Origin of the sequence: Sphingomonas astaxanthinifaciens DSM 22298 (assembly GCF_000711715.1) — a bacterium.
Taxonomy (GTDB): domain Bacteria; phylum Pseudomonadota; class Alphaproteobacteria; order Sphingomonadales; family Sphingomonadaceae; genus Sphingomicrobium; species Sphingomicrobium astaxanthinifaciens_A.
Map to the genome: position 1 here is coordinate 1,254,665 of NZ_JONN01000001.1, position 13,144 is coordinate 1,267,808.

A 13,144-nucleotide genomic window follows, 5' to 3' on the forward strand; every position below is an offset into this window, starting at 1 on the left:
CATGTCCCGCTGGTACATCATCCACGCTTATTCGGGCTTCGAGAACAAGGTCCGCGAGTCGATCCTGTCGGAAGCCAAGCGCCTCAACCTCGAGCCGCTGGTCGAGGCGGTCGAGGTCCCGACCGAGAAGGTCACCGAGATCCGCCGCGGCAAGAAGGTCACGAGCGACCGCAAGTTCTTCCCCGGCTACGTGCTCGCCAAGCTCGGCATGAACGACGACGTCTACCACCTCGTCAAGAACACACCCAAGGTGACCGGCTTCCTCGGCCCCAACGGCAAGCCGCAGGCGATCAGCGAGGCCGAGGCCGCGCGCATCCTCAACACCAAGGAGGAAGCCGCCGCCGCCGCGCCCAAGGCGAAGATCAACGTCGACTATGAGATCGGCGACAGCGTCAAGGTCCTCGACGGTCCCTTCGCGAGCTTCAACGGCCTGGTCGAGGAACTCGATTTCGATCGCGGCCGGGTCAAGGTCGGCGTGTCGATCTTCGGCCGCGCCACCCCGGTCGAGCTCGAGTTCGAGCAGGTCGAACGCGTCAAGTAATTCGCTCTCCCCGCGGGGAGGGCACAAGACGACAAACGGCCCGCCGGGGAGGACTCGGCGGGCCGTTTCCGTCTGCCCATCACGCGGCAGACGATAGGGGACGATCAGGCTTAGTCGTCGCGCGAGACGCGGGCCTCGCCCTGGGCCGAGCCGCTCGCCTGGCCCGAAGCATTGAGGCTTCCGCCCGCCGAACGGGTGGCGGCCAGCGCTCCGTTGAGCATGCCCGTGGCCTGGCCCTCGGCCTGCCCGCGCACCGCGCCCGCCTGCTCACGCGCCGCCGCGACCTGGCCGCGCGCCATGCCCGCGGCGCTGCCCGCGACCGAGGCGACCGTGTCGGTGCCGACGCCCTGCAGACCGAAGCTGGCGCTCTTGCTGCCCGAGGCATTGCCCGAGAGGCTGCCGGCAAGCCCGCCCGACTGGCCCGCGCCGGTCCCCGCCAGCGCGCCCTCGGCCGCGCCCGCGAGGCTCCCGGCGAGGCCCACGTCGCCGCTCGCCGAACCGCTGCGGGTATCGACCGAGCGGCTGCCGGTCAGCGATCCCGTGCCCGCGACGCTGCCCGTGACGCTCTTGGTGACGCTGCCGCTGACGCCATTGAGCGTGCCCGACAGCGCGCCATTGCCGCCAAGCGCGCCGCCGATGGTGCCGCCGAGCGAATTGCTGCCGTTCACGGTCCCGCCAACGACCCCCCCAAGGGTGCCGCCGACATTGCCGAGGAGCTGGGCCGAAGCGGGAGCAGCGGCGGTGCCGGCGACCAGCGCCAGCGCAAGGGTGAGACGGATCATGTCAGGTCCTTTCCTGTCGTTCTCTTGAATCCATGCAGCCCCGGGGGGCTTGCCTGTTGAGAACGACACGCCTTGCGCGCTTCATCCCCGCCCGCGCTTTTTATTTCGCGCCGACGATCCTCGGGTCGGTGCGGCAGGTCCGGCAGACGATTCCGCGCCCGATCTTGCCGCTGCCGCGCGACAGCTCGCGGTCCAGCGCCTGTGTCGAGCCCGTGGCCGCCAGCCGCGCGGCGACCAGCGGGGTGGCGAAGCTCGTCCCGCGTACCTTGGCATAGCCCCTTCCCGGAAGCGCCGCCGCCATGTCCGCGCCGGGCGCGGCGAAGTCGAGGCGCGCCGCCCGCCCTGCCTCGGGGAGCGCCCGGTCGCGCGCGTCGACCGCGGTCACCGCCGTCACCCCGTCATAGGCCGCCGGATACTGGATCGGCGCCGCCGGCCCGTCATTCCCGACCGCCGCCACCATCCGCACGCCGCGCCGGGCGAGGATCGCCACCGCGCGCTGGAGGAGGAGATTGCTCGGGCCGACGAGGCTGATGCTGATCGCGTCGGGCTGCTTCGACGCCGCCCAGGCCAAAGCGCGGACGATCGCGCTCGCGCTCCCCGCCGCCGGGCTCCCGCCATAGATGTCGGCGACATAGAGCCTGGCCCCGTCGGCCGCGCCTCGGAAGGCGCCGTCACGGCCGACCAGGAGGGACGCGACGGCGGTCCCGTGCCCGGTGGCCTTGGCCGGCCCGGCAAAGCCCTGCTGGACGATCGCCGCATTCTTGAGGCTGGCATGCGCCGCGACCCCGCCGTCGATCATCACGATCGATCGTCCGGCGGGCATCGGCGGCGGGCTCGCCCCCGCCAGCACCGCGCCCGCGACCGGCAGCAGCGCCCCGCCCGCGGGCTCGTAGATAGGGTCGTAATCGGCCGCGAGGCCGGGCGCGGCCGCCTTGAGCCGCTTCATCGCCGCCTTGCCCGACAGCCGCCCCGGCGCGCGCAGGGTCACGCTGACGAGGCCGCCGAGATCGTCGCGCCGCTCGACCGTGAAGCCGGCCGCGGCCACGCTCCGCAGCTGGGCATCGGTCGGGTCGATCGCGATCAGCACCCCGCGCCGCACCGGCACGCCGTCGGGCCCCGACTCGAGCTGCGCCGGATTGGCGCGGATGAGCTCGCCCAGCCGAAGCTTGCGGAGTTCGGCGAGCGACGCCTGGCCGAGCTCGCCCACCCCCTGCGCCACCCCCAGCCGGTCGAGGCTCGGCAGGGTCGCGGCCTGGCGCTGGGCCGGTGACAGCGGCGCGAGGAGGTCGCCCACCACCGTCACATTGCGCACCGCGCTCGGCAGCGGCAGCCCGCCGACCGGCAGCGAGGGCAGCAGCTGCGCCCGCGCCGCGCTCCCGGCGGCGGCGAGCGCGGCACCGGCCATCAGCAGCGCGGCAAGGGCGGAAGAGCGTCTGGACATTGCAATCGATCCTAATCAGTTCGTCGTCGGGGATGAAACGGTGCAGCCGCGTCGTTTCATCCCGCATGGAGCCCGATGACCGCCAACGACGAATTTGCCGACGCGCTGGGAATGATGCTGCCGCGATTGCGGCGCTTTGCCTTTTCGCTGTCGCGCAGCCCGGCCGATGCCGACGACCTCGCCGCGCAGGCGGTCGAGCGCGCGTTGCGCAGCCGGGCGCAGTTCATGCCCGGTACGCGACTCGACAGCTGGCTGTTCCGGATCACCCGCAACCTGTGGATCGACGAGGCCCGCAGCCGCCAGCGCAAGGCGGCCTGGGAAGCGCCTCCGGAAGAGGGCGAGCGCCAGGGTTTCGATGGCGCGGCGGCGATCGAGCAATCGGCCGAGCTTGCGACCGTGATGCGCGCGATGGGACAGCTTCCCGACGAGCAGCGCGAGGTCGTCGCCCTGATCATGATCGAGGGCCTCGGCTATCGCGAGGCGGCCGAAGCGCTCGGCCTTCCGATCGGCACCGTCTCGAGCCGCCTCGTGCGCGGCCGCAACGCCTTGCTGGCCTCGCTTGGGGCAGGAGCTGACACATGACCGACGACCCCGATTTCTACGCCTGGCTCGACGGCGAGCTCGCCGAGCCCGCGGCCTCGGCGATGGCCGCCAAGGTCGCCGCCGATCCCGAGCTCAGCGCCTTGGCCGCAGAACATCGCGCCCTCGCCGCGCGCCTCTCCGCCGCCTTCGCGCCCATCGCCGCCGCGCCCGTGCCCGAGCGCCTCGCCGCGGCCGCCCGCCCCACCGCCGAGGTCGTCGACTTCGCCGCCGCCCGCGCCTCGCGCCGCCGGTGGAGCGTCACCGGCCTCGCGCTTGCTGCCAGCCTCGCGCTCGGCCTCACCATCGGCGTCGCCCTGCCCCGCGGCGGCAGTGGCCCGTTCGAAAGCCGCGACGGCCAGCTCGCCGCCACCGGCCCCCTTGGCCACGCGCTCGACCGCCAGCTCGCCAGCGCGGGCGAGCAGGACGGGATCCGCATCGGGCTCAGCTTCAAGGACCAGTCGGGCCGCTTCTGCCGCAGCTTCTCCGCCGCCACCCAGAGCGGCATCGCCTGCCGCGCCGGCGAGGGCTGGGCGGTCGAGGGACTGGTGGCGGGTCAGCCGGGCCAGGGCGACTATCGCATGGCCGCCGGGCCCGATCCGGCGCTCGGCGCGCTCATCGACAGCCGCATCGCGGGCGAGCCGCTCGACCCCGCGGCCGAGCAGGCGGCGGCCAAGGCAGGCTGGCGCTGACTAACCGGCGAGGATCGCCGCGGCGACTTCCTCGATCGTGCCCGCCACCTGGATCGGCTCGCTGCCGATGATCCCGATCTTGGTCTGGCCGTTCTCGTGCGCGCGCAGCCAGGCGACGTTCTGGGCGATGACGAGATAGTCCCCGCCATGCGACTTCAGCAGTACGAATTTCATGGCCGGGCTTCCTATGGTGAAGCCACTCCCTAGGCCCGATAGCCTCGAGTCCCGTTAATGCCGCTCAACCCTTGTAGAGCGCCGGATAGCGCCTCTTCAGCGCCGCCACCTTCTCCACGTCATTGGCGAGGATATAGGGGTGGCGCGGGTTTCGGGCCATGAAGTCCTGGTGATAGCCCTCGGCCGGGTAGAAGCCGCCCTGCTCGATCTTCGTCACGATCGGCCGCTTGTACGCGCCGGACCTGGCGAGGCTGGCCATGAAGGCCCTGGCCTGCGCCAGCTGTTTCGGGCTCTGCGGGAAAATCGCGCTGCGATAGCTAGGCCCACTGTCGGGCCCCTGCCGGTTCAATTGCGTCGGATCGTGCGCGACCGTGAAATAGACCTGCAGCAACTGGCCGTAGCTCACCTTGGCCGGATCGAAGCGGATCCGAACCGCCTCGGCATGGCCGGTGGTCTCGCTGCTGACCTTGTCATAGGTCGCGTCGGCCGCGCTTCCACCGGCATAGCCCGAGGTCACGTCGCTGACCCCGCGGACATGCTCGAACACGCCCTCCATGCCCCAGAAGCAGCCGCCCGCGAACACCGCCGTCTCCTCGGCCGCCGCCGCCGGCGAAGCCGCGCCCACCAGCGCCAGCAGCGCCGCTCCGATCAACCGCTTGCGCATCATGCCGCTCCCGCCCTGAAGGTCATCGCCAGCCCGTTCATGCAATAACGCAGGCCCGTCGGCGGGGGCCCGTCGTCGAACACGTGGCCCAAGTGCCCGCCGCAGCGCCGGCACAGGACCTCGGTCCGCTTCATGCCGAGGCTGAAATCGCTCTTGGTCACCACCGCATTGGGCAGCGCGCGCCAGAAGCTCGGCCAGCCGGTCCCGCTGTCGAACTTGGTCGCCGAGGAATAAAGCGGCAGCGCGCAGCCCGCGCAGTCGAACACGCCCTTGCGATGTTCCTTGTTGAGCGGGCTCGAGAACGGCCGTTCGGTCGCGGCCTCGCGCAGGATCGCATAACGCTGCGGCCCGAGCTGCGCCCGCCACTGGGCCGGGCTCTTCTGGACCTGGAAGGCCGCATCGGCCCGGCCGCCAAGGCCCGTCCCCACCGCCACCGCGATTCCCGCCAGACCGGCCCCCGCGAGGACGGTTCGTCGATCGATCTGCGCCGTCATCATTGGCTCTCCTTGCGCTTCCGCTCAGATACGGCCCGTGAACGCCGCCGGATGCACTCAGGTCGTCTCGAGCTTGCCGGCCGCCACCACCGGCCCGGTCGGCAGGCCGCTCTTCGATCCGCCCAGCGGCTCGACCGACACGGCCATGGTCGCCCCCGCCTGGAGCAGCCGCGCCTGCTCGGGCGTCAGCTCGCCATGCATCTTGCCATTGCCCGGCATGACCCCGAGCGAATGCGGCTTGCCGTCGGCCGGGATGACCCACAATTCGTGGCTGTGCGGCCCGGGATCGCCCACCGCGGTCGCGGCCGCCACCACCAGGCTGCGCCGCGCCGGATCCCAGGTCGCGACCAGCCGCAGCGGGCTTCCCTCGGCGCTCATGGCGGCGACCATCGGCGGCACGGTCGGAAGGGTCGCGGGGGCCGGCACCGGCGGCGCGGGACGCACCGCGATGAACAACGCCAGCGCCGCCGCCACCGCGGTCGAGGTCATCGACCAGCCCCGCCAGAAGCGCAATTTCGCCCCGCCTTCATTATCGTTGGCGTATTGCCGCTCCGGCAGCAGCCGCTCGACCAGCCCCGGCGGAGGGGCGACCGGCTCGACCTCGTCGAGCAGCGGCGCAAGCCTCGCCGACCAGCGCCGAACCGCAGCCGCGAAGTCGGCATCGCTTGCCGCCAGCCGCTCGGCCTCGGCGCGTTCGGCCCCGTCGAGGAGCCCCATCGCCAGTTCGGCGGCCAGCGCGTCGCGCCCGCTTTCGTCTCTCCCGCTCATCCTTCCATGCACCCCTTCAGCCGCATGAGCCCGCGCCGTATCCAGCTCTTCATCGTCCCCAGCGGCACCCCTTCGCGCGCCGCGAGCTCGGGATAGGTCAGGCCGTCGAGGAAGGCCGCGCGGATCATCGTCCGCGCCTTTTCGTCGAGCCCGTCGAGGCAATGGTGGAGACGCGCCTGTTCGTCGGCGCTGGCCGCGAGCTCATCGGCCCCGGCCGAGAGATCCGGCACCTCGCCCGCCGCCTCGATCGGCTCGGCCGCGAGCGTGCGCCGGCGGCGGCGCTGGTCGATCGCCCGGCTCTGCGCGATCAGCGCCAGCCAGGTGATCGGGCTCGCCCGTCCGCCGTCGAAACGCCCGGCCTTCCGCCAGACGGTGAGATAGGCCTCCTGCAGGGCTTCCTGCGCCTCGGCCTCGCTGCCGAGGATCCGCAGGCAGATGCCGTAGAGCTTGGCGCTGGTCCGCTCATAGACCTCGGCCAGCGCCGCCCGCTCGCCAGCCGCGACCCGGCCCAGCAACGCGGCCAGTTCCTGCCGAAGCAGCGTGGAAGTCGAAGCGGGCCGGTCCATCGCTCGTTTCATGGCAGGGGCGGCGGACGCTGGAAAGGGAAACCCGGCGGGGGCCTGGCCGACCGTCAGCACGTTGGTCATGGGCTTGGGCTCCCGCCGGGCGGCGCGCGGCGTACAGGGGGGCGAACCGCCGCGCGCCTGGGTGTGGCTCGAAATTTACGGCAGCAGGACGCTGTCGATGACGTGGACCACGCCGTTCTTCTGGAAGACATTGGCCTGGGTCACGATCGACTTGCCGCCCTGGGCGTCGGTCAGCACGACCTTGCCGCCCGACAGGCGCGCGGTGAGCGTGCCGCCGGCGACCGTCTTGAGCGTCGCATGGCCCTTGCCCGCCTTGATCTTGGCGATGATGTTGGCCGCGGTCAGGCGGCCCGGCACCACGTGATAGGTCAGGACGCCCGTCAGCTGCCCCTTGTTCTCGGGCTTGAGGAGGGTGTCGACCGTGCCCGCCGGAAGCTTGGCGAAGGCGTCGTTGGTCGGCGCGAAGACGGTGAAGGGGCCCGGCCCGCTCAGCGTGTCGACCAGCCCCGCGGCCTTCACCGCGGCCACGAGCGTGGTGAGGTTGGGCGCGGTCGCGGCATTCTCGACGATGGTCTTGCTCGGGTACATGGCGGCCCCGCCAACGGTCGGCGTCTTCATGTGGGCGGCGGCGGGAACGGCGGCGGCGGCGAGGATGGCCGCGGTCAGTCGAACGAACTTCATGGCGTCGAAAACTCCCTTGTCTGTCGCAGCCCATGGGGTGGCTGCACGACAAGCTACGGGAGCGTGCGCCGAGCGGATGCGGCTACGGACGAAAGGTCAGGGTGGGCCTCGCCCGGCGGCGGCGGGATAGGCATAGACGACATAGCGCTCGTCGCTGATCGCGGGTCCGGTCACCGCGAGCCGCCGGGTCGCCGCGCGGAAGCGGGCATATTCGCCCGGATCGAGCAGCATGTCCTCCTCGAAGCCGGTGTCGGCGATCCTGCGCGCTGGCGGCGCATCGAGCGGGGTCAGGATCGCAATCACCACCGGCCGGCCCGTCCGCCGGTGCAGCCGCTCCACCTGGCCCAAAAGTTCGGCATAGCCGAAGTGCAGCCGCGCGGTCCGGGTCAGCGGGCTGACCCGCCCGAAGCGCTCCTGGCGGGTCAGCCAGACGTCGCGATCGAGCTGGTAGGCGATCGGCTCGAGCGCCGTGTCGGGCTGCCCCGTCACCACCGCATCGCCGAGCCCTTCGCGCCGCATCACCGCAACCAGGTCGCGTGCGCGGCTTTGCGGGACCTTGGCGAGCGCGAGGTTGAGAATGCTCGCGGTGAACAGCAGCTGGAGCACCAGCGTCGCGCCGAACACCGCCTCTCCCGCAAGCGCGATCGATCTCGACGCCCGCCCCCCGCCGCGTGCACGCCCGTCCGCGGCGCTCATCCAGGCGAGCGCAATCAGGAAAACGAGGAATTGCGTGCTGTGCCGATAGCTCGCCGGATAGACGAAGAAGAAGAACAGCCGGAACCCGACCAGCGCCGCCGCCGCCGCGACCAATGCCGGGCGATTGCGCGCGAACATCGCCAGGCTCAGCGCTGCCAGCAGCAGTCCGCTCGCCCAACCATAGCCGAAGTCGAACCCCCGGCTCGGACTCGCCAGCGCCGCCACCGCCGCCTGCACCCCGAACGGCCGCGTCGAAAGCGCCGACACGGCGTCGTTGGCGGGCGGATAGACGGTGAGGAAGCAGAGCAGCGCTCCAGCCAGCAGGATCGACCCGTTGACGACCAGCATGCGCATCTGCCGGGTCCAAGCCATTCCCTGCTCTGCCAGCACGGTCAGCGCGCGATAGAGAAAGAGCCCGCCCGCGAGGAAGATCGTCGGCACCGCGCTGTTGCACAGGAGCAGCAGCGCCACCCCGAACCAGGGGCTGTCGCGCAGCCGCGGCCACCAGGCGGCCAGCGGGAACATGATGAGCGCGGCCAGCCCGTAATTTCGCGCGACGACATTGTGGTGGAACAGCAAAAAGGCGCTGAAAAGCACGGCGACAAGGATCGGCAGCCGGAATGGCGCGCGAAATGCGAACAGCGCCGCCGCCGATATTCCCACCATCAGGCCCGCCACCGGCAGCACCAGCGGCGAGGGCCAAAGGTCGTGGAGCGCGCGCAGGATGACATACCAAAGCGCGGGATGACCCTCGCCATGGATCGCCCGGAGCATCGCCGCCCAGTCGCCGCCGACGGTCGCCAGCGCATAGGCCCGCGCCTCGTCCTTCCACGGCACGTGCGGGATGGCGAGCCAGGCAACCAGGATCAGCCACGTTGCGAACAGCATCGCCCGCGCCGGCCAGCCGACTGCCGTCTCGGGCACCAGCAGGCTCGCTGGCCACTTCCCGCCTGTGTCGTCCCGCTCCCCGCTCACCCGCCGACCATAGCGGGTGCCGCCCAAGACTTCCCAGCCTTGCAATGTAGGAGATTTTGCCTTTCTATGAACCGATATCTTTCAGACGGCACACTCCCGCCATTCCCGTTGCCCTATCTCGCCGGAAATCGCGGCAGCCCGGGCGCATCTGACCCGAACGCGACTCGCGCACCCTGTGACCTTCGTGACCTTCGGGCTCGTTGCGACTCGCGCACCCCGTGACCTTTGTGACCTTTGCCACCTCTTCCCTCTCGCTCCGGCCTCTGCTAGGGGCGGCGCCTTCCAGCATCACTGGATTCGCCGCGGGAGGGTGTCCTCGGGCGCCCGCTTGTACCGCTAAACTTCGTGCCCTCCGCGTGCGGCGGGCCTTTAACGAGAGTGATCATGGCCAAGAAGATTACCGGCTATATCAAGCTGCAGGTGCCCGCAGGCGCCGCCAACCCGTCCCCGCCGATCGGCCCTGCGCTGGGTCAGCGCGGCGTCAACATCATGGAATTCTGCAAGGCGTTCAACGCCGCCACGCAGGAGCTCGAGAAGGGCATGCCGATCCCGACGGTGATCACCGTCTATGCGGATCGCAGCTTCTCCTTCGCCACCAAGACCCCGCCTGCCTCGTTCCTGATCAAGAAGGCCGCTGGCCTCAAGTCGGGTTCGAAGGAGCCGGGCAAGGTCAGCGCGGGCAAGATCAAGCGCTCGCAGCTCGCCGAGATCGCCGAGACCAAGATGAAGGATCTCAACGCCAACGACATCGAGGCCGCGACCAAGATCATCGAAGGCAGCGCCCGCGCGATGGGCCTCGAAGTGGTGGAGGGTTAAGACCATGGCCAAGCTGACCAAGAAGCAGAAGAGCCAGGCCGACCAGGTCGACCGCGAGAAGCTGTACAACGTCGACGAGGCGATCGCGCTGGCCAAGAGCCTCGCCACCGCCAAGTTCGACGAGTCGATCGAGGTTGCGCTCAACCTCGGCGTCGATCCGCGCCACGCCGACCAGATGGTCCGCGGCGTCGTCAACCTGCCCAAGGGCACCGGCAAGACCGTCCGCGTCGCCGTCTTCGCCAAGGGCGCCAAGGCTGACGAAGCCACCGCTGCTGGCGCCGACCGCGTCGGTGCTGAGGACCTGATGGAAGAGATGCAGGCCGGCAAGCTCGACTATGACCGCGTCATCGCGACCCCGGACATGATGGGTGTCGTCGGCCGTCTCGGTAAGGTGCTGGGTCCCAAGGGCCTGATGCCGAACCCGAAGCTCGGCACCGTCACCATGGACGTCACCAAGGCCGTCACCGACGCCAAGGCCGGCCAGATCGAGTTCCGCGTCGAGAAGGCTGGCATCATCCACGCCGGCATCGGCAAGGCGAGCTTCGCCGCCGAGGACCTGCGCGCCAATTATGACGCGTTCGTCGACGCCATCACCAAGGCGAAGCCCGCCGGCGCCAAGGGCAAGTATCTCCGCAAGGCGGCGATCAGCTCGTCGATGGGCCCGGGCATCAAGGTCCAGCTCGAAGAGACTGCGGCCTGAGGCCGTCGACCTTTGAGGGAAATGAGGGGCCGCGGCGGAAACGTCGCGGCCCTTCTCACGTTGGGAGGGCAAGAGGAGACATGATCATGACCGACCGCCCCCGCGACGAAGACCGCCTGCTCGACGCCGAGGAAGAGCATTTCAGCAACGACCACCCCCTCGCCTCGCCCAACGAGCTCGCCGGTGACGCGCAGAGCGGGGTCGAGATGGAATTCCTTGCCCGCGACATCGCCGACGCCGAAGGCGCGGCCAGCGGCGCCGCGCTCGAGGATGGCGAGGAAGTCGACACCTTGCCGCTCGAAGGCGAGTAGTCGCTGACCCGGGGGGCCCGCCAGTTTGACGCGATCATCCTCGGCGCCGGTGGCGCCGGGCTGATGTGCGCCGCCATCGCCGGCCAGCGCGGCCGGCGGGTGCTGGTCCTCGACCATGCGCCCGAGCCGGGCCGCAAGATCCTGATCTCGGGCGGCGGCCGGTGCAACTTCACCAACCTCCAGGCGGTCCCCGACCGCTATCTGTCGGCCAATCCGCATTTCGCCCGCTCGGCCATCGCCCGCTACACCCCGCGCGACTTCCTCGGCCTTGTCGAGAAGCACCGCATCGCCTGGCACGAGAAGACCCTCGGCCAGCTCTTCTGTGACGGCTCGGCCCGGCAGATCGTCGCCATGCTCCTGGAAGAATGCCGCGCCGGCGGGGTGACCCTGGGCCTCGACGCGCCGATCCGGTCGGTCGACCATGCCGACGGCCGCTTCCGGGTCGAAGCGGGAAGCTGGAGCGCCGAGGCCCCGGCCCTCGTCATCGCCACCGGCGGCCCTTCGATCCCCAAGCTCGGCGCGACCGGCTTCGCCTACGACCTCGCCCGCCAGTTCGGCCTCAAGGTGGTCGAGCCCCGCCCCGCCTTGGTGCCGCTGACGCTCGGCGGCGAGGAAGCGCTGTTCCGCGAGCTGTCGGGCGTCGCCGCCCCGGTCGAGGCGCGCTGCGGCAAGGCCGCGTTCCGCGAGGCCGCGCTCTTCACCCACAAGGGCATGAGCGGCCCGGCGATCCTCCAGGTCTCGAGCTACTGGCGCCACGGCCAGGCGATCGCGATCGACTTCCTTCCGACGGCCGGCACCGACTGGCTTCGCGAGGCCAAGCGCCAGCGCCCCCGGGCAAAGCTCGCGACCGTGCTCGGCGAGCATCTGCCGGCGCGGCTCGCCGACACGCTGGCCGAACGGCTCGGCGTCGCTGGCGAGCTCGGCAATGCCTCCGACAAGCTGCTGGCAGCGGCCGAGCAGCGGCTCGCGGGCTGGCCCTTCCAGCCGAGCGGGACCGAAGGCTTCGCCAAGGCCGAGGTGACGGTCGGCGGGATCAGCACCGCCGAATTGTCCTCGCAGACCATGGCCGCCCGCAAGCTTCCCGGCCTTTACGCCATCGGCGAGGCGGTCGACGTCACCGGCTGGCTCGGCGGCTACAATTTCCAGTGGGCCTGGGCGAGCGGCTGGGCGGCGGCACAGGCCTTGTGAGGTAGCGCGCATCCCGACGCCGCGCGGTTCGTTGGGGGCGGGAAGGAGACCAGCATGACCGACCAGAACCGCGATACCCCCGTCATCCCCGAGCCGACCGATTTCGCCACCGCCCGCGAGGACGGCGTCGCCGACCGCATCGCCAGCGCCGACACCGAGGGCGGGACCGACCAGTTCACCCCGTCCGACGAAGCGCATTCCTCGACCGACGAACGTCGCACCAGCGACGGCAAGGTCAGCAGCCTCTAAACTAAGCAGAAAATCGAATGGCGGGAGCGGTTCCACGGGCCGTTTTCCGCCGTTCGCCGACAGGTCGAGTCCCATCGGTCGTCTGCCCGGGGGTCGACCGGCGGCGGCGGCAAGTCGAACCTCGCGCGCATCGCGCCGCCCCCATGCCTATGCCCCAATCAGCCCGGTGGGATCGTCCCGCCGGCCTGACCAGGGGTTTTGACCATGACCAAACAGATCAAGAGTACGGGCCTTGCCGCCCTTGCGTTTTCGGTATCGCTCGGGCTCGTCGGCCTGACCGTCGCCCAGCCGGCCTCGGCCGCCAATGGCCCGAACGAATATCGCGTGATCGCGCCGAGCGAGGATACGGTGCTGACCAAGACCGTCCGCGTCAGCGACCTCGACCTTGCCAATCCGGCCGACTTCCGCCGCCTCGAGTTCCGCATCAGCGCAGCCAGCCGCTTCGTCTGCGCGCCGCTCAGCAACGGCCAGGTCACGCCGGCCGAAGCCAAGTGCCGCGCTTACGCCAAGGGTTCGGCCAATCGCCAGGTCGCTTCGCTCCTCGAGCGCGCCGACAAGCTGGCCGCCGCCGGTCTCCCCAGCCGCTTCGACGCCGTGCTGACGGTGGTCGCGCCCGACAGCGGCGAGTGATCCTTGCGGCTCGGCACAAGGCCATGCGCGTCGCCCCCGGGCCCGCGCATGGCCTTCCTGCCGTCGTCAAGGGGCTTGACCTCTTGGAAAGTTTCCGGTTTTCCTGAGGCCATGGTTCGCAGCCTCCTCACGTCAAACCTACGCCATTGGTGGCGCTGGCAGACCCTTGAGCGGCG

General features: G+C 70.5%; 18 protein-coding genes. 9 read left to right on the plus strand and 9 right to left on the minus strand.

The genetic code is table 11. From position 1 onward, the window contains the following. The first annotated feature begins 1 nt into the window (after position 1). Positions 2 to 541, plus strand: coding sequence for a transcription termination/antitermination protein NusG (gene nusG, locus BS69_RS0106450; RefSeq protein ID WP_029941146.1), 540 nt, complete (start codon positions 2 to 4; stop codon positions 539 to 541). A 110-nt stretch (positions 542 to 651) separates the two neighbouring features. Here nusG and BS69_RS0106455 read toward each other — a convergent pair whose 3' ends face one another. Further along, the gene (locus BS69_RS0106455) at positions 652 to 1,323 is read right to left on the minus strand and encodes a hypothetical protein (protein ID WP_051676587.1); all 672 of its coding nucleotides are present in this window, start codon (positions 1,321 to 1,323) and stop codon (positions 652 to 654) included. Positions 1,324 to 1,423: 100 nt separating this feature from the next. After that, positions 1,424 to 2,764, minus strand: coding sequence for a S8 family serine peptidase (locus tag BS69_RS0106460; RefSeq protein WP_051676588.1), 1,341 nt, complete (start codon positions 2,762 to 2,764; stop codon positions 1,424 to 1,426). 75 nt (positions 2,765 to 2,839) lie between these two features. Here BS69_RS0106460 and BS69_RS0106465 point away from each other — a divergent pair, with 75 nt between their 5' ends. Next, positions 2,840 to 3,346, plus strand: a complete 507-nt coding sequence (locus tag BS69_RS0106465) for an RNA polymerase sigma factor (RefSeq protein WP_245605119.1) — start codon at positions 2,840 to 2,842, stop codon at positions 3,344 to 3,346. Further along, positions 3,343 to 4,035, plus strand: coding sequence for a hypothetical protein (locus BS69_RS0106470; RefSeq protein WP_029941150.1), 693 nt, complete (start codon positions 3,343 to 3,345; stop codon positions 4,033 to 4,035). Before BS69_RS0106465 ends, BS69_RS0106470 begins: the two co-directional genes overlap by 4 nt. Here BS69_RS0106470 and BS69_RS14415 read toward each other — a convergent pair whose 3' ends face one another. The 7 genes from BS69_RS14415 to BS69_RS0106505 form a co-directional block, all read right to left on the minus strand. Then, positions 4,036 to 4,209: a hypothetical protein gene (locus BS69_RS14415; RefSeq protein WP_169738067.1), complete on the minus strand. Its 174-nt coding sequence runs from the start codon at positions 4,207 to 4,209 to the stop codon at positions 4,036 to 4,038. Between the two features lie 64 nt (positions 4,210 to 4,273). After that, entirely contained in the window at positions 4,274 to 4,873 is a 600-nt protein-coding gene (gene msrA / locus BS69_RS0106480; protein ID WP_425423529.1) for a peptide-methionine (S)-S-oxide reductase MsrA, read from the minus strand. Then, entirely contained in the window at positions 4,873 to 5,367 is a 495-nt protein-coding gene (gene msrB / locus BS69_RS0106485) for a peptide-methionine (R)-S-oxide reductase MsrB (RefSeq protein WP_029941152.1), read from the minus strand. The genes msrA and msrB overlap by 1 nt, the downstream gene beginning before the upstream one ends. A 57-nt stretch (positions 5,368 to 5,424) precedes the next feature. After that, on the minus strand, positions 5,425 to 6,135 hold the full coding sequence (locus BS69_RS0106490; protein WP_029941153.1) for an anti-sigma factor: 711 nt from the start codon (positions 6,133 to 6,135) through the stop codon (positions 5,425 to 5,427). Continuing rightward, the gene (locus tag BS69_RS0106495) at positions 6,132 to 6,701 is read right to left on the minus strand and encodes a sigma-70 family RNA polymerase sigma factor (protein ID WP_029941154.1); all 570 of its coding nucleotides are present in this window, start codon (positions 6,699 to 6,701) and stop codon (positions 6,132 to 6,134) included. Before BS69_RS0106495 ends, BS69_RS0106490 begins: the two co-directional genes overlap by 4 nt. A 156-nt stretch (positions 6,702 to 6,857) precedes the next feature. Further along, complete coding sequence (locus tag BS69_RS0106500) at positions 6,858 to 7,403, minus strand: fasciclin domain-containing protein (protein ID WP_029941155.1); 546 nt, start codon at positions 7,401 to 7,403, stop codon at positions 6,858 to 6,860. A 96-nt stretch (positions 7,404 to 7,499) separates the two neighbouring features. After that, positions 7,500 to 9,023 (minus strand): hypothetical protein, encoded by a 1,524-nt coding sequence (locus BS69_RS0106505; protein WP_156956928.1) that lies wholly within the window; start codon positions 9,021 to 9,023, stop codon positions 7,500 to 7,502. 435 nt (positions 9,024 to 9,458) lie between these two features. Between BS69_RS0106505 and rplK the strand changes: the two genes are divergently transcribed. The 6 genes from rplK to BS69_RS0106535 all read left to right on the plus strand — a co-directional run bounded on the left by rplK (position 9,459) and on the right by BS69_RS0106535 (position 12,968). Further along, on the plus strand, positions 9,459 to 9,890 hold the full coding sequence (rplK, locus tag BS69_RS0106510) for a 50S ribosomal protein L11 (RefSeq protein WP_029941157.1): 432 nt from the start codon (positions 9,459 to 9,461) through the stop codon (positions 9,888 to 9,890). Between the two features lie 4 nt (positions 9,891 to 9,894). Then, positions 9,895 to 10,590 (plus strand): 50S ribosomal protein L1, encoded by a 696-nt coding sequence (gene rplA, locus BS69_RS0106515; protein ID WP_029941158.1) that lies wholly within the window; start codon positions 9,895 to 9,897, stop codon positions 10,588 to 10,590. Between the two features lie 86 nt (positions 10,591 to 10,676). Then, positions 10,677 to 10,901, plus strand: coding sequence for a hypothetical protein (locus BS69_RS0106520; protein WP_156956930.1), 225 nt, complete (start codon positions 10,677 to 10,679; stop codon positions 10,899 to 10,901). 3 nt (positions 10,902 to 10,904) lie between these two features. Further along, the gene (locus tag BS69_RS0106525) at positions 10,905 to 12,089 is read left to right on the plus strand and encodes a BaiN/RdsA family NAD(P)/FAD-dependent oxidoreductase (protein ID WP_029941160.1); all 1,185 of its coding nucleotides are present in this window, start codon (positions 10,905 to 10,907) and stop codon (positions 12,087 to 12,089) included. 54 nt (positions 12,090 to 12,143) lie between these two features. Continuing rightward, positions 12,144 to 12,338 (plus strand): hypothetical protein, encoded by a 195-nt coding sequence (locus BS69_RS0106530; protein WP_029941161.1) that lies wholly within the window; start codon positions 12,144 to 12,146, stop codon positions 12,336 to 12,338. A 204-nt stretch (positions 12,339 to 12,542) separates the two neighbouring features. Continuing rightward, the gene (locus BS69_RS0106535; protein ID WP_029941162.1) at positions 12,543 to 12,968 is read left to right on the plus strand and encodes a UrcA family protein; all 426 of its coding nucleotides are present in this window, start codon (positions 12,543 to 12,545) and stop codon (positions 12,966 to 12,968) included. The last annotated feature ends 176 nt before the right edge of the window (positions 12,969 to 13,144 follow it).

Bases quoted from the DNA above. Each gene is read 5' to 3' on its own strand.
- BS69_RS0106520 (WP_156956930.1), top strand. From the start codon at position 10,677: ATGACCGACCGCCCCCGCGACGAAGACCGCCTGCTCGACGCCGAGGAA.
- BS69_RS0106535 (WP_029941162.1), top strand. From the start codon at position 12,543: ATGACCAAACAGATCAAGAGTACGGGCCTTGCCGCCCTTGCGTTTTCG.
- rplA (WP_029941158.1), top strand. From the start codon at position 9,895: ATGGCCAAGCTGACCAAGAAGCAGAAGAGCCAGGCCGACCAGGTCGAC.
- BS69_RS14415 (WP_169738067.1), bottom strand. From the start codon at position 4,209: ATGAAATTCGTACTGCTGAAGTCGCATGGCGGGGACTATCTCGTCATC.
- BS69_RS0106455 (WP_051676587.1), bottom strand. From the start codon at position 1,323: ATGATCCGTCTCACCCTTGCGCTGGCGCTGGTCGCCGGCACCGCCGCT.
- BS69_RS0106465 (WP_245605119.1), top strand. From the start codon at position 2,840: ATGACCGCCAACGACGAATTTGCCGACGCGCTGGGAATGATGCTGCCG.
- BS69_RS0106495 (WP_029941154.1), bottom strand. From the start codon at position 6,701: ATGGACCGGCCCGCTTCGACTTCCACGCTGCTTCGGCAGGAACTGGCC.
- BS69_RS0106530 (WP_029941161.1), top strand. From the start codon at position 12,144: ATGACCGACCAGAACCGCGATACCCCCGTCATCCCCGAGCCGACCGAT.
- BS69_RS0106460 (WP_051676588.1), bottom strand. From the start codon at position 2,764: ATGTCCAGACGCTCTTCCGCCCTTGCCGCGCTGCTGATGGCCGGTGCC.
- BS69_RS0106500 (WP_029941155.1), bottom strand. From the start codon at position 7,403: ATGAAGTTCGTTCGACTGACCGCGGCCATCCTCGCCGCCGCCGCCGTT.
- rplK (WP_029941157.1), top strand. From the start codon at position 9,459: ATGGCCAAGAAGATTACCGGCTATATCAAGCTGCAGGTGCCCGCAGGC.
- BS69_RS0106470 (WP_029941150.1), top strand. From the start codon at position 3,343: ATGACCGACGACCCCGATTTCTACGCCTGGCTCGACGGCGAGCTCGCC.
- BS69_RS0106490 (WP_029941153.1), bottom strand. From the start codon at position 6,135: ATGAGCGGGAGAGACGAAAGCGGGCGCGACGCGCTGGCCGCCGAACTG.
- msrB (WP_029941152.1), bottom strand. From the start codon at position 5,367: ATGACGGCGCAGATCGATCGACGAACCGTCCTCGCGGGGGCCGGTCTG.
- nusG (WP_029941146.1), top strand. From the start codon at position 2: ATGTCCCGCTGGTACATCATCCACGCTTATTCGGGCTTCGAGAACAAG.
- msrA (WP_425423529.1), bottom strand. From the start codon at position 4,873: ATGCGCAAGCGGTTGATCGGAGCGGCGCTGCTGGCGCTGGTGGGCGCG.